Annotated in this window: 14 protein-coding genes; 10 read left to right on the forward strand and 4 right to left on the reverse strand. The window is 69.7% G+C overall.

Translation table 11 applies throughout. The features are described from left to right. Nucleotides 1–15 precede the first annotated feature (15 nt). The 3 genes from JOB34_RS16680 to JOB34_RS16690 all read left to right on the forward strand — a co-directional run bounded on the left by JOB34_RS16680 (nt 16) and on the right by JOB34_RS16690 (nt 3,159). Nucleotides 16–1,188, forward strand: a complete 1,173-nt coding sequence (locus tag JOB34_RS16680) for a cystathionine gamma-synthase (protein WP_208053762.1) — start codon at nt 16–18, stop codon at nt 1,186–1,188. 145 nt (nt 1,189–1,333) lie between these two features. Continuing rightward, on the forward strand, nt 1,334–2,335 hold the full coding sequence (locus JOB34_RS16685; protein WP_208053763.1) for an ATP-binding cassette domain-containing protein: 1,002 nt from the start codon (nt 1,334–1,336) through the stop codon (nt 2,333–2,335). After that, nucleotides 2,332–3,159 carry an ABC transporter permease gene (locus tag JOB34_RS16690; RefSeq protein WP_208053764.1) on the forward strand — a complete coding sequence of 276 codons (828 nt, stop codon included), beginning with the start codon at nt 2,332–2,334 and terminating at the stop codon, nt 3,157–3,159. Before JOB34_RS16685 ends, JOB34_RS16690 begins: the two co-directional genes overlap by 4 nt. 78 nt (nt 3,160–3,237) lie before the next feature. Here JOB34_RS16690 and greA read toward each other — a convergent pair whose 3' ends face one another. Both greA and JOB34_RS16700 read right to left on the reverse strand, forming a co-directional pair. After that, complete coding sequence (gene greA, locus JOB34_RS16695) at nt 3,238–3,726, reverse strand: transcription elongation factor GreA (RefSeq protein ID WP_208053765.1); 489 nt, start codon at nt 3,724–3,726, stop codon at nt 3,238–3,240. 238 nt (nt 3,727–3,964) lie between these two features. Continuing rightward, the gene (locus tag JOB34_RS16700) at nt 3,965–4,327 is read right to left on the reverse strand and encodes a DUF4307 domain-containing protein (protein ID WP_179479168.1); all 363 of its coding nucleotides are present in this window, start codon (nt 4,325–4,327) and stop codon (nt 3,965–3,967) included. A 59-nt stretch (nt 4,328–4,386) separates the two neighbouring features. On the opposite strand from JOB34_RS16700, the gene mca reads away from it, so the two are divergent. Then, nucleotides 4,387–5,343 (forward strand): mycothiol conjugate amidase Mca, encoded by a 957-nt coding sequence (gene mca, locus JOB34_RS16705; protein ID WP_208053766.1) that lies wholly within the window; start codon nt 4,387–4,389, stop codon nt 5,341–5,343. Beyond that, nucleotides 5,336–5,563, forward strand: coding sequence for a hypothetical protein (locus tag JOB34_RS16710; RefSeq protein ID WP_208053767.1), 228 nt, complete (start codon nt 5,336–5,338; stop codon nt 5,561–5,563). Before mca ends, JOB34_RS16710 begins: the two co-directional genes overlap by 8 nt. Before the next feature lie 5 nt (nt 5,564–5,568). Here the strand turns inward: JOB34_RS16710 and JOB34_RS16715 are convergent, their stop codons facing one another. Further along, nucleotides 5,569–6,276, reverse strand: a complete 708-nt coding sequence (locus tag JOB34_RS16715) for a hemolysin III family protein (protein ID WP_347813911.1) — start codon at nt 6,274–6,276, stop codon at nt 5,569–5,571. Between the two features lie 202 nt (nt 6,277–6,478). On the opposite strand from JOB34_RS16715, the gene JOB34_RS16720 reads away from it, so the two are divergent. The 5 genes from JOB34_RS16720 to JOB34_RS16740 all read left to right on the forward strand — a co-directional run bounded on the left by JOB34_RS16720 (nt 6,479) and on the right by JOB34_RS16740 (nt 11,941). Further along, nucleotides 6,479–7,243 carry an isoprenyl transferase gene (locus JOB34_RS16720; protein WP_179479178.1) on the forward strand — a complete coding sequence of 255 codons (765 nt, stop codon included), beginning with the start codon at nt 6,479–6,481 and terminating at the stop codon, nt 7,241–7,243. A gap of 329 nt (nt 7,244–7,572) precedes the next feature. Next, complete coding sequence (locus JOB34_RS16725; RefSeq protein WP_208053769.1) at nt 7,573–8,880, forward strand: PhoH family protein; 1,308 nt, start codon at nt 7,573–7,575, stop codon at nt 8,878–8,880. 296 nt (nt 8,881–9,176) lie between these two features. Then, nucleotides 9,177–9,968 (forward strand): hypothetical protein, encoded by a 792-nt coding sequence (locus JOB34_RS16730; protein WP_208053770.1) that lies wholly within the window; start codon nt 9,177–9,179, stop codon nt 9,966–9,968. A gap of 97 nt (nt 9,969–10,065) precedes the next feature. Further along, the gene (locus tag JOB34_RS16735; protein ID WP_208053771.1) at nt 10,066–11,469 is read left to right on the forward strand and encodes a gluconate:H+ symporter; all 1,404 of its coding nucleotides are present in this window, start codon (nt 10,066–10,068) and stop codon (nt 11,467–11,469) included. Nucleotides 11,470–11,503: 34 nt separating this feature from the next. After that, nucleotides 11,504–11,941: a hypothetical protein gene (locus JOB34_RS16740; protein ID WP_208053772.1), complete on the forward strand. Its 438-nt coding sequence runs from the start codon at nt 11,504–11,506 to the stop codon at nt 11,939–11,941. A 333-nt stretch (nt 11,942–12,274) separates the two neighbouring features. On the opposite strand, the gene coaA is transcribed toward JOB34_RS16740, so the two are convergent. Further along, on the reverse strand, nt 12,275–13,225 hold the full coding sequence (gene coaA, locus JOB34_RS16745; protein ID WP_233763398.1) for a type I pantothenate kinase: 951 nt from the start codon (nt 13,223–13,225) through the stop codon (nt 12,275–12,277). Nucleotides 13,226–13,296: the final 71 nt, after the last annotated feature.

The raw sequence follows: 13,296 nt of genomic DNA on the forward strand, positions 1-13,296 counted from the left end.
CGTAGCCTTGCCGGCATGAGCTCTTCGAATCATGGTTTCTCGACCCGCGCCATCCATGCCGGCCAGGAACCCGATCCCCGCACCGGCGCCGTCGTACCGGCCATCTACCAGACATCGACCTACAAGCAGGACGGCGTCGGCGGGCTGCGAGAGGGTTACGAGTACTCCCGCTCGGCGAACCCGACGCGCACCGCACTGGAGCAGTGCATCGCCGAGCTGGAAGGCGGGGCGCGAGGATTCGCCTTCGCCTCGGGTCTGGCTGCCGAGGACGCGATCCTGCGGGGGCTGTTGCGCCCGGGCGATCACATGATCATCCCGACCGACGCATACGGCGGCACGTTCCGGCTCGTCGACAAGATCGTCAAGCCGTGGGGCGTCGACTACAGCCTCGCCAAGGTCGCCCATGCGGACGCCATCCGCGGCGAGATCCGCCCGGGCGTCACCAAGCTCGTGTGGGTCGAGACGCCGACCAATCCGCTGCTCGGCATCGCCGATATCGCCGCCATCGCCGCCATCGCCCACGAGGCCGGTGCGCTGCTGGTCGTCGACAACACGTTCGCCTCCTCCTACCTGCAGCAGCCGCTCAGCCTCGGCGCGGACATCGTGATCCACTCGACCACCAAGTACGCCGGAGGTCACAGCGACGTCGTCGGTGGCGCCGTCGTGGTGGCGGAGCACGTCGCAGTCCCGGCGTTCGAGGACGCCGCCGAGCGGATCGCTTTCCACCAGAACGGTCTCGGTGCGGTCTCCGGCCCGATGGACTCGTGGCTGGTGCTCCGGGGATTGAAGACCCTGTCGTTGCGGATGGAACGACACTGTGACAACGCCGAGCGCATCGTCCAGGTGCTGCAGTCGCGCCAGGACGTCACCAACATCTACTACCCCGGCCTCGACTCCCACCCCGGGCACGACATCGCGGCCCGTCAGATGAAGCGCTTCGGCGGGATGGTCAGCTTCCAGCTGGCCGGCGGCGAACAGCACGCCGTCGACGCGATCGGGCGCACCGAGCTGTGGACCCTCGGGGAGTCCCTCGGCGGGGTCGAGTCGCTCATCGAGCACCCCGGGCGGATGACCCATGCCAGCGTCGCCGGCACCGAGCTGGAGGTCCCGGGCGACCTGATCCGGCTGTCCGTCGGGATCGAGGATGCCGAGGACCTGGTGGCGGATCTGGAGCAGGCACTCGGGTGAGCCCGGATACTGCGAAGGATCGATCGGCGTGCGATCCGCTGGGTTGTCACCGCGACCTGGCACCATGGCCGCACGTGACGGTCCCCCGAGGGTTCGTGGGCAGTCTCCGGCCGCGCCGGACGTCACGCCAAGAGGAGGTCTGAGCATGGGGGACGCCGTCTTCGCCGAAGGTCTGGTGAAGCACTACAAGGCGGTCAAGGCTGTCGACGGGGTGTCGTTGAACGTGCCGGAGGGGACGGTGCTGGGGGTGCTGGGGCCGAACGGCGCCGGCAAGACCACCACGGTGCGGATGCTGACCACCTTGATCCGGCCGGACGCGGGGCACGCGACCGTCGCCGGACAGGACGTGATCAAGGATCCGGCGGCCGTGCGCCGCTGCATCGGGGTGTCCGGTCAGTCGGCCGCGGTCGACGAGTACCTCACGGGCTACGAGAACCTGGAGATGATCGGCCGGCTCTACCACCTGTCCAAGAGGGATGCCCGCGCGCGCTCCCGGGAGCTGCTGCAGGACTTCCGGCTGGACGAGGCGGCCGACCGCCCGGCCAAGACCTACTCCGGGGGCATGCGCCGGCGGCTCGACCTGGCGGGGGCACTCGTGGCGCGTCCACCGGTGATCTTCCTGGACGAGCCCACCACCGGGCTGGACCCGCGCAGCCGCGGTGACATGTGGGACGTCATCACCACGCTGGTCCGCGCGGGCACGTCGGTGCTGCTGACCACGCAGTACCTGGAGGAGGCCGACCGCCTCGCCGACAACATCGTGGTGGTCGACCGCGGTGTGGTCATCGCCGAGGGCACGTCCGATGAGCTGAAGGTGCAGGCCGGCGGCGAGCGTCTCGAGGTGACGGTCCTCGACCCCGCACGGGTGGGCGAGACCGCCGGGTTGCTCGCGGCGATCGCCGGGGGAGACGCCACCTCCGATGACCACAGCCGGCGCGTCACCGTGGGGGTGTCCGGCGGCACGCGCGACCTGCTGGTCGCCGTACGACGGCTCGACGATGCGGGCATCGAGGTGCAGGACATCGGCATCCGGCGTCCCACGCTCGACGACGCCTTCCTGGCGATGACGGGCCACGCGGCCGAGGAGGCCGCGGACGACGACGGGTCCGCCGCCACCAGCAAGGACACCCAGGGGGCATCGCGATGACCACGTTCTTCAGCGACGGGCTGACCGTCGCCCGGCGCAATCTGATCAAGATCAAGCGGGTCCCCGACCTGCTGGTCTTCACCACGCTGCAGCCGATCATGTTCGTGCTGCTCTTCGGCTACATCTTCGGCAGCCTCGCCGGCCCGGGCAACGCCAGCGGCTACCGGGAGTTCCTCATCGCGGGGATCTTCACCCAGACGCTGGTCTTCGGCGCGACCATCACCGGGTTCGGGATGGCCGAGGACATGCAGAAGGGCGTCATCGACCGGTTCCGCACGTTGCCCATGCACCCCGGCGCGGTCCTGTTCGGGCGCACCCTGTCCGACGTGCTCAACAACGTCATCGTGCTGATCGTGATGTCGGTGACGGGGTTGATCATCGGCTGGCGGATCCGCACCGGGGTCCTGGACGCCGTCTGGGGCTTCGCGCTCCTGTTGCTGTTCGCCTACTCGGTGAGCTGGCTGTTCGCCTACGTCGGGCTGAAGGTGCGCACCCCGGAGATCGTCAACAACGCCTCGTTCATGGTGATTTTCCCCTTGACCTTCATCGCCAACACGTTCACCAGCGCGCAGGCGCTGCCGGGTCCGCTGAAGTCGATCGCCGGGTGGAACCCGGTCTCGACCATCACCTACTCGGCCCGGGACCACTTCGGCAACCTGTTCGCGCTGAAGGTGGCCGGCACCCACCAGCAGCAGCTGGACGCGATCCGCTACACCTGGGCGCTGCGGCACGCCGACCTCTACACCGTGATCTGGGTGGCGGCGATCCTGGCGATCTTCGTGCCGCTGGCCACGACGACCTACAAGAAGGCCGTCGCCAAGTAGGCCGGCCCCCACAGCGACAGGCCCGCTCTCCCGGCACCGGGGGAGCGGGCCTGTCGTCGTCGGGTCAGGCGCGGGCGCTCACTTGTAGGGCGTGGCCTGCGTGATCTTGACCTCGATGCTCTTGCCGTTGGGCGCCTCGTACGACGTGGTCTCGCCGACCGACTTGCCGTTGATCGCCGAACCGAGCGGGGACTTCTCGCTGTAGACGTCGAGGTCGGTGGAGTCGCCGACGATCTCGCGGCTGCCGAGAAGGAAGTGCTCGGTCTCGCCGAACATCTCCACGGTCACCACCATGCCGGGGGCCACCGTGCCCTCCTTGACGGAGGGCCCACCGACCACGGCGTCGCGCAGCAGGGCGTCGAGCTGGCGGATGCGCAGCTCCATCTTGCCCTGCTCCTCGCGCGCGGCGTGGTAGCCGCCGTTCTCCTTGAGGTCACCCTCTTCGCGGGCCTCCTCGATCTGGCGGGAGATCTCGGTGCGTCCTGCGCCGGTGAGGTGGTCGTACTCAGCCTTGAGCCGGTCGTAGGCCTCCTGGGTCAGGAAGCTGGCGTCAGTGGTGCTCGTCACGGACCTTCTCCTTGCTGTGCGACAGATGATGTGGTGCGGGGTGTCTGGGCCGGGACGCGGCCCGCGGGCGGGCCGTTTTCGTCACGTGCCCTGTCCGCCCGAGTAATGAAGCGGTCCGGACCCGGATCGCCCGAGATGTCTCGTGGCGCGCCGGGGGCCGGACCCAGATGCGATCTACCAGTTTAGCTCGCATATGCCGGATGTCACGTTCGTTCCGGGTTGCGACATGGTGTCGAGATCAGCGGTAGTGACAGCTGTCCACGGTGCCGGTGACCGCCCGCGTGACGGTGCGGACGGTCCGGATGTAGCGCACGACGTCCTTGCGGGTGGCGGGCAGATCGACCGTGGTCACCCCCACCTGGGAGTGCTCGTTGTCCTGCGCCTCGATGGTGCAGCTGACCGGTTTGCCGTTCTGGTTGATCACGTCGAAGGTGACCTGCACCCGGGTGTCGCTCACGATGTCGTGGCCGGCGTCGGACCACTGCACGCCACGAGTGGCGGCGATCCCGAACCAGATGGCGAAGGCGCTCATGACCAGCACCCCCAGGGTGCCGATGAGCCACCACTTGCCCTGTCCGGGCGCGGGTCGAGGGATCGGCATGGGATGCAAGACTAGGCGCTGTTCTTAAGTGTTCGTGAACGTGTGTCGATGAGGTGACGATGACCGGCAGCCTGCGCCTGATGGCAGTGCATGCGCATCCCGACGACGAGTCCAGCAAGGGCTCGGCGACCATGGCCCGTTACGTCGCCGAGGGGCATGACGTGATGGTCGTGTCCTGCACCGGCGGCGAGCGTGGCGACATCCTCAATCCCCGGCTGAAGGACGATGCCGAGATCCTGCGGGACATGCCGGAGGTGCGCCGCCGCGAGATGGCGGCGGCCCAGGAGATCCTCGGGGTGCAGCACACCTGGCTCGGCTTCGTCGACTCCGGTCTGCCGGAGGGCGACCCGTTGCCCGATCTACCCGCGGGCTGCTTCGCCCTGGAGCCTCTCGAGGTGACCACGGAGGCGCTGGTGCGGGTGGTGCGCGCGTTCCGCCCGCACGTCATGACGACGTACGACGAGAACGGCGGCTATCCCCACCCCGACCACATCATGTGCCACAACGTCTCCGTGGCGGCCTTCCGCGCGGCAGGCGACCCGTCGGCGTACCCGGGCGCCGGGCCCGCCTGGCAGCCGCTGAAGCTCTACTACGACCGGGGCTTCTCCCGGGGCAAGATGCTCGCCATGCACGAGGCGTTGCTCGCCGCGGGCAAGGAATCGCCGTTCGGTGAGTGGATGAAGCGTTGGGAGGACCGACCGGAGGGTCGCGTCACCACCCGGATCCAGTGCGCCGACTACTTCCCCGTCCGCGAGCGCGCGCTGCTCGCCCATGCCACGCAGATCGATCCGGACGGGTCGTTCTTCGCGATCCCGGCCAAGGAGCAGGGCGCCATCTGGCCCACCGAGGAATGGGATCTGGCGATGTCCTACGTGCCTGTGCCGGACGACGAGGACGACCTGTTCGCCGGGCTCGGCACTGAGGCGGACGCCGACGCGCTCGCGTCGGGCGGCCCCCACGATCTCGTGATCGACGACGTCGCCGCACGCGTCGTCCCGGAGCCCGCCCGTGGGTGAGGAAGAGGCCACCAACGTCACGGCGGGAATCTGGGGGTTCCTGATCCTCTTCGCGCTGGCGATGGCCTGCTGGTTCCTCTACCGCAGCATGAACCGGCATCTGCGCAACGTGCGGATGCAGCACGAGGCGGACCGCAAGGCACAGCAGGACCGGGCACCTGCCGGCGGGCAGGCGTCGGCCGAGGCCGGCGGGAAACGTCCGGAGGATCTGCCGGGCTGACCGCCTCAGGCGACCCCGGGGTGGGTGTAGATCGCCAGCGATGCCGCGGTGTAGTGCGCCGCGAACGCCAGCACGGTGAAGGCGTGGAAGACCTCGTGGAACCCGAACCAGCGCGGTGAGGGATTCGGGCGCTTGATGCCGTAGACGAGGGCGCCGACGGTGTAGAGCAGGCCGCCGGCCGCGATCAGCGTCACCACCACCACGCCGCCCGAGTGCATCATCGGGACGAAGTAGAAGACGGCCACCCAGCCGAGCGCGACGTAGATCGGGGTGTAGAGCCATCGGGGGGCTCCCACCCACAGGGTGCGGAACAGCACTCCGCCGATGGCGCCGGACCAGACGATCACGAGCAACGTGGTGGCCTGCGCACGGGGCAGGAGCATCAGTGCGAACGGCGTGTAGGTGCCCGCGATGATCAGGAAGATGTTCGAGTGGTCCATCCGCTTGAGCAGGCCTCCGGCGCGCGGACCCCACGTGCCTCGGTGGTAGATCGCGGAGGTGGTGAAGAGCAGCAGGGCCGTGACCCCGAAGACGATGGCGCCGATGCGCGGTTTGCCGCTCGGCGCGAGCACGATCATCACGATGGCCGCCGCCAGGGTGAGCGGGACCATCCCGAGGTGCAGCCAGCCCCGCAACCGGGGCTTGACCAGGCGCACCAGTTCGGCGGCCTCCTGCTGCACCGTCTCGACGGCGTTGCTGATGGGCTGGATCACCTTCGTCATGCTAGGGCGTGCGCCTGTGCATTCGCGGTGACGACAGCCACACCATCGGGCGACGGATCGGTGAACTCCACCCACGACCGGCCCGCACCGAGCACCGGACGCCCGCTGACCCCCTCGCCACGAAGAGGCGGACTACCCTGGGCACGCGACGGGCCGAACGCCCGGACCGGGCAGCGACGAGGGAGAGCTAGCGATGCGGGGTGTCCGCGATCTGGCGTACGGGCTCTACGAACGTCGACTCGCCCGGTCGCTGCCGACGGCCAATCTGCCTCGGCACGTCGGGGTGATCCTGGACGGCAACCGGCGGTGGGCGAAGCTCCGCGGTGGCGACGCGGCGCACGGGACGCAGGCGGGTGCGGACAACATCGAGCCCCTGCTCACGTGGTGCGAGGAGGTCGGGGTCGAGGTCGTCACGCTGTGGCTGCTGTCCACCGACAACCTGACGGCGCGCGGATCCGAACTGGACTCCTTGCTGGCCATCATCGAGGGAGTGGTCGCCGACCTCGCCGATCGCGGGCGGTGGCGACTCAACCCCATGGGTGCCCTCGATCTGCTGCCGGATCACACCCGGAAGGTGCTGAAGGAAGCGGGGGAACTGACCCGGGAGACTTCCGGCCTGATCGTCAACATCGCGGTCGGCTACGGCGGGCGGCAGGAGATCGCGGACGCCGTCCGGTCGATGCTGCACGAGCACGCGGCCCAAGGCGTCTCGATCGAGGAGCTCGCCCAGATCCTGGACGTCGAGCACATCTCGGCTCACCTCTACACCAAGGGCCAGCCCGACCCGGACCTGGTGATCCGCACGTCCGGCGAGCAACGGCTGGGCGGTTTCCTGCTCTGGCAGAGCGCGCACTCGGAGTTCTACTTCTGCGAGGCCTACTGGCCCGATTTCCGGCGGGTGGACTTCCTGCGGGCACTGCGCTCCTACGCCGAGCGCGAGCGCCGCTTCGGCGCCTGAGCACCGTCGTACGAACCGGCACCGAGCGGTCGGCAGGCACGCCGAAATGTGCAGGAATGTGACGGGTGGGGCAGGTGTGACGACGGCGTGTTAACGCCGGATGAATCCGGGTCACGACACGGCACCGGTTGCATCGTTCTCACGGTTCGGCGCCTTAGCGTCGTACTCGACACGAGGGCACGACGCCCCCGCGTTCGGGAGGCCCACCAGATGCAGCGAACCCGCTGCGGATCGGGGGCCGGCACCGGCACCCGCAAGGGCCCGGTCCCGGCCACGTTCCGCGAGTTGCCGGTCACGGACACCGTGCCGCGCCGGCGAAGGAGTCGGTCATGACGTCTGCAGCTGTGCCCTCCCGCCGCACCTATGTCCTGGACACCTCGGTGCTGCTCTCCGATCCACGCGCGATGAACCGCTTCCACGAGCACGAGGTCGTGCTCCCCGTCGTCGTCGTGACCGAGCTGGAGGGCAAACGTCACCACCCGGAACTGGGCTACTTCGCGCGCAGCGCCCTGCGGATGCTGGACGACCTGCGGGTCGAGCACGGGCGCCTGGACGCCCCGGTGCCGATCGGGGAGCGCGGCAGCCTGCGGGTGGAGCTCAACCACACGGACCCGCAGTCGCTGCCCGCCGGTTTCCGCCTCGGTGACAACGACACCCGGATCCTCGCGGTCGCGCGCAATCTGGCCAACGAGGGCGCGGACGTCACGGTCGTCAGCAAGGACCTGCCGATGCGGGTCAAGGCCTCCGCCGTCGGACTGCCCGCGGAGGAGTACCGCGCCGAGCTGGCCGTGGAGAGCGGCTGGACCGGCATCGCCGAGGTCGAGCTGGCCGCCGAGGAGATGGACGCGCTGTACGACGCGGGCCAGGTCGAGTCGGCGCAGGCCGCCGAACTTCCCACGAACACCGGTGTGGTGCTGCTCGGCCCGCGCGGCAGCGCACTCGGCCGGGTCATGTCCGACAAGAGCGTGCGCCTCGTGCGCGGCGACCGTGACGCGTTCGGTCTGCACGGCCGGTCGGCGGAGCAGCGGATCGCGCTGGACCTGCTGATGGATCCCGACATCGGCATCATGAGCATGGGTGGCCGCGCGGGCACCGGCAAGTCCGCGCTCGCCCTCTGCGCGGGCCTCGAGGCCGTCATGGAACGCCGCCAGCACCGCAAGGTGATCGTCTTCCGCCCGTTGTACGCCGTCGGCGGCCAGGATCTGGGCTACCTGCCCGGCAGTGAGAACGAGAAGATGGGCCCGTGGGCCCAGGCGGTCTTCGACACGCTGAGCGCCGTCGTCTCCCGCGAGGTGGTCGAGGAGGTGCTCGACCGCGAACTGCTCGAGGTGCTTCCTCTGACCCACATCCGGGGCCGGTCGCTGCACGACGCGTTCGTGATCGTGGACGAGGCCCAGTCCCTGGAGCGCAACGTGCTGCTCACGGTGCTGTCCCGGATCGGGCAGAACTCCCGGGTCGTGCTCACCCATGACGTCGCCCAGCGGGACAACCTGCGCGTCGGGCGTCACGACGGGGTCGCGGCGATCATCGAGAAGCTGAAGGGCAACCCCCTCTTCGGTCACGTCACGCTGCACCGGTCCGAGCGCAGCCCGATCGCGGCACTGGTCACCGACCTGCTGGAAGGCCCCGACGCCTGAGAATTCTCCATTCCTGAGTGACGTAGCCCGGGTGCGGCCGATGGCCGCACCCGGGCTCTTCCATGCGGTGAGTGTGCGTGCTTCCGTGGTGCCGATGAGGGCCGTGGGGCGGGTGGGGTGCTCCCGCTCGCGAAGGGTGGGGCTCGATTGGACAAGCGTGAAGTAGTCAGGCAGGGTGATTGTTGGTCTCGATTCGATAACGCCGTTGAAGCGGCAAGAATCGGTTCCCGTGAGCGGCTGCGACCCGGCCGCTTTTCTGTGCCGAGTGTCGCCCATCGAAAGGCTGTTCCATCTCCATGTCACGCAACGTAGGCCGTCACCGCACATCCCGGCGGGGCGGCGCTCAGCTGCTGCGTCGTCCTGCGGTCCTCACCTCCGCCGCGATCGCGACCGTTTCGATGAGTGCCACCGCGTACGCCTCGACCAGCGGCACGATCGGCGCGTCGAACACCGACGCGCTGACGCGCTCCGAGCAGGCGACGGTGCCCGCCACCGCGAACTCCGCGGCTGACACGGCCGCGAAGGCCGCATTGATGAAGCGCGCCGCCGCAGCACGCGGCAGCGTCACGTCCCGGTCGCTGGCCCGGCAGGCCACCCTCGCCGCCGCTGCTCGCGCCAACCAGGCTGCCGCGCAGAAGTCGAGCACCGCCGCCAAGAAGGCTGCCGCCGCCAAGAAGGCCGCTGCAGCCAAGGCTGCCGCAGCCGCGAAGGCCGCCGCCACGCAGCGCGCCGCCATCGCGAAGAAGGCAGCCATGCCGCCTGCCACCGCCGCGCCCGTCGTCCAGAGTGGCAACCCGCAGGCGATCGCCGCGAGCATGCTGTCCAGCTACGGCTGGAACTCCGGCCAGATGAGCTGCCTCGTCAGCCTGTGGAACAAGGAGTCCGGCTGGAACCCCAGCGCGGACAACCCCTCCTCCGGCGCGTACGGCATCCCGCAGTCGCTGCCCGGCAGCAAGATGGCGAGCGCCGGTGCCGACTGGCGCACGAACCCGGCCACCCAGATCAAGTGGGGTCTCGGCTACATCAAGAGCTCCTACGGTTCGCCCTGCGGCGCGTGGGCGCACTCGCAGGCCACCAACTGGTACTGATCCACACCGATCGGGGCGCGCCGCTGCCCCGACGTCCGTCGAAGGCCGCACTCCCGACCGCGGGGGTGCGGCCTTCGTCATCGATAGCGTGGCGTCCATGCCAGCCGCCGTCCTCGCCGCCGACGCCCCCATCTCCTCCGCGGGCCACCTGCAGCTGATCTTGGCCGCCCTCGCGGGCATCGCCACGGTCGTGCTGCTCGTGGCGGCCGTGCGACTGCATCCGTTCCTGGCACTGCTCTGCGGGTCGGCGGTGCTGGCTTTGGTGGCCTGGATCCCCGGCGCGGACGCCATCACGAGTTTCACGGACGGCTTCGGCACGACCTCCGGCGCGGTCGGTCTGCTGATCGCGCTCGGCGCGATGCTCGGCCGGCTGCTCTCGGTCTCCGGCGGCGCCGATCGGGTGGTGGAATCGGTCGTCGGACGGATGTCGGCCCGGGCGCTGCCGTGGGGCATGGCGCTCATCGCCGCGCTGGTCGGGTTGCCGATGTTCTTCGAGATCGGGGTCGTGATCTTGGTGCCGATCGTCGTACTGGTCGCCCAGCGCACCAAGACGCCGCTGATGCTGGTGGGGATCCCCGCCCTCGCCGGGCTGTCCATCCTGCACGGGTTGGTGCCTCCGCACCCCGGGCCGGAGACGGCCATCAGCGCCCTGCACGCGGATCAGGGATACACCCTGCTCTTCGGTCTGCTCGTCGCCGTGCCGACGTTGGTCATCTCCGGCCCGCTGCTCGCTCGCGTGATCAACGAGATGGTGCCGGTGGACGCCGCCGGGTTGGCGGCGCGCGGCACGGGCGGTGCACGTGCCACGGATGACGCCGAGAAGTCCACCGCGCGTACGCCGCGGACGGGCGCGGCGCTCGCCGTCGTGCTCACCCCCGTGGTGCTGATGCTGCCCGCGGCGGTCGGAAATCTGGTGCTCGCGGACGGCAACACCCTCCGCTCGGTGCTCGACGTCATCGGCACGCCGAGCGTGGCGTTGTTCGTGGCGGTCGCGTTCGCGTACGTCGTCCTCGGCCGGGGCAGCGGCATGACCCGGCAGCGCACCAGCGACACCCTCGGCGACGGTCTGGCCGGCGTCGCCGGGATCATGCTGATCGTCGCCGCGGGAGGCGGTTTCAAGCAGCTGCTGGTCGACTCCGGCGTCGCCAAGGTCATCGCCGACTGGGCGACCGACGCGCACCTGTCGGTGCTGGTGCTCGGCTGGCTGGTCGCGGTCGCCATCCGGCTGGCGACCGGCTCGGCGACCGTGGCGACGGTCACCGCGGCCGGCATCGTCGGCGGTCTGGCCGCCACGCTCAGCACCACCCACGTGTCCCTGCTCGTGCTCGCGATCGGCTGCGGGTCGCTCTTCTTCAGTCACGTGAACGACGCCGGCTTCTGGCTCGTCAAGGAGTACTTCGGCCTCAGCGTGGGTCAGACGCTGCGCTCCTGGTCGCTCATGGAGACGGTGATCTCGGTGGTCGGTTTCGCCTTCGTCCTGCTGCTCAGTGTGTTCGTGTGAGTGAGCGGTCGACCGCTGCCGTAGCGTGGACCAGGTGATTCTGGGAAGACGCTGGGCCGCTGGTGCCTACTGGGCCGTCGCCGTGGTCCTCGCAGTGCTCGCAGCCGTCGGGGGAGCGCAGTGGGGGCTGTCGCAGGCGCCGAGCTTCCACGGTGACGACAACAACGGCGCCCCCGCGACGTCCGCGTCGCACGTCATCTACAGCGTCTTCGGGGCGCTCATCTGCGGGCTCGCCGTGCTGGCACTGGCGTCGGGCGTGTTCTTCGTCCTGTGGGCTCGAGAGCGTCGCCGTCGTACCGACGACGAGCACGACGACGACGTCCGCGAGGACGACATGGACATCGACGAGGTCGAGGGAATGTTCACCTCGGACGAGGACGGCTCCTTCGCCGGATCACCCGAACCGCGCAGAGACCCAGATGCCGACGGTGACCGCGACCCAGAGGGTCACGCGACGGCTCGACGCGACTGAGCTCGCCGAAGGAGTGGGCTGCGCTGTCGGGTCCCGTCTTCGGGTGCCTGGACAGGATCCGCGCGGGCCGGCGCGCGCTCCCGGCTCACCTCCTGAGTCGGAAAGTGACCGCTCCGCCGAAAACCCACCTGGCCACGCCGCGCGGGCGCAGGAAAGTGACCGTGATGCCGAGAACCTGCACCCGGGCGCGCGAGCCCGGCGTTGCGCTCGTCGTTCAGGCCGCCTGAGAACCCACATCCCACGGAACGGCACCGCGTGGGCCCTTGTGGGCGCTGCACCGCCGTACGTGCTGCCGGGAGGGCGCGGCGTGGGCCCCTGTGGGGTGCCGGCCGGCTAGAGCTTGCGCAGCCGGACGCGGCGTACGCCGTGATCCGCGCCCTTGGTGAGCACCAAGGAGGCGCGGCTGCGGGTCGGCAGGACGTTCTCGGCCAGGTTGGGGCCGTTGATGTCGGCCCAGATCTGCCGCGCCCGCGCCGTGGCCTCCTCGTCGCTGAGCGCGGCGTACCGGTGGAAGTACGACGCGGGGTCGGCGAACGCCGTGGCGCGCAGCGCGAGGAAGCGATCGACGTACCAGGTGCGGATGTCCTCCTCGCGCGCGTCGACGTAGACCGAGAAGTCGAAGAAGTCCGACAGGGCCAGGCTGTTGCCGCGGCCGGCCTGCGGGTCCGGCGCGGCGAGGACGTTGAGGCCCTCGATGATCAGCACGTCGGGCCGGTGCACCGTGATGTGCTCGCCGGGGACGATGTCGTAGGTGAGGTGGGAGTAGACCGGCGCGGTGACCTCACCCGCACCCGACTTCACGTCCGCGACGAAGCGCACCAGTGACCGGCGGTCGTACGACTCGGGAAAACCCTTGCGCGCCAACAGTCCTCGCCGTTCGAGCTCGGCGTTGGGGAAGAGGAACCCGTCGGTGGTGACCAGGTCCACGCGGGGGGTGCCGGGCCACCGGGCGAGCAGCTCTCGCAGCACCCGTGCGGTGGTCGACTTGCCCACCGCGACCGATCCGCCGACCCCAATCACGAACGGCACCTTCGCCTGCTGCTCGCCGAGGAAGCGACCGGTCACCCGGTGCAGGCCCTTGGTGGCGTCGACATAGAAGTTGAGCAGCCGCGAGAGGGGCAGATAAACCTCCTCGACCTCCTGCAGGTCGATCCGGTCACCGGTGCCGCGCAGCCGTCGCAGGTCCGAGGCGTCCAGGCTCATGGGGGAGGCGTCCCGCAGGTGGGACCACGCGGCGCGGTCCAGCTCGACGTACGGGGTGAAGACCTCAGAGCTGCGCGGCACGGCGTCATTCTTACCGGTCTGCGGGGCGGGCGGCGTAGGCGGCCGCACGGGGGACACGCCGGAGCGCATCC

This window comes from Allobranchiibius sp. GilTou38 (genome assembly GCF_017565325.1).
Classification (GTDB): Bacteria; Actinomycetota; Actinomycetes; order Actinomycetales; family Dermatophilaceae; genus Allobranchiibius; species Allobranchiibius huperziae.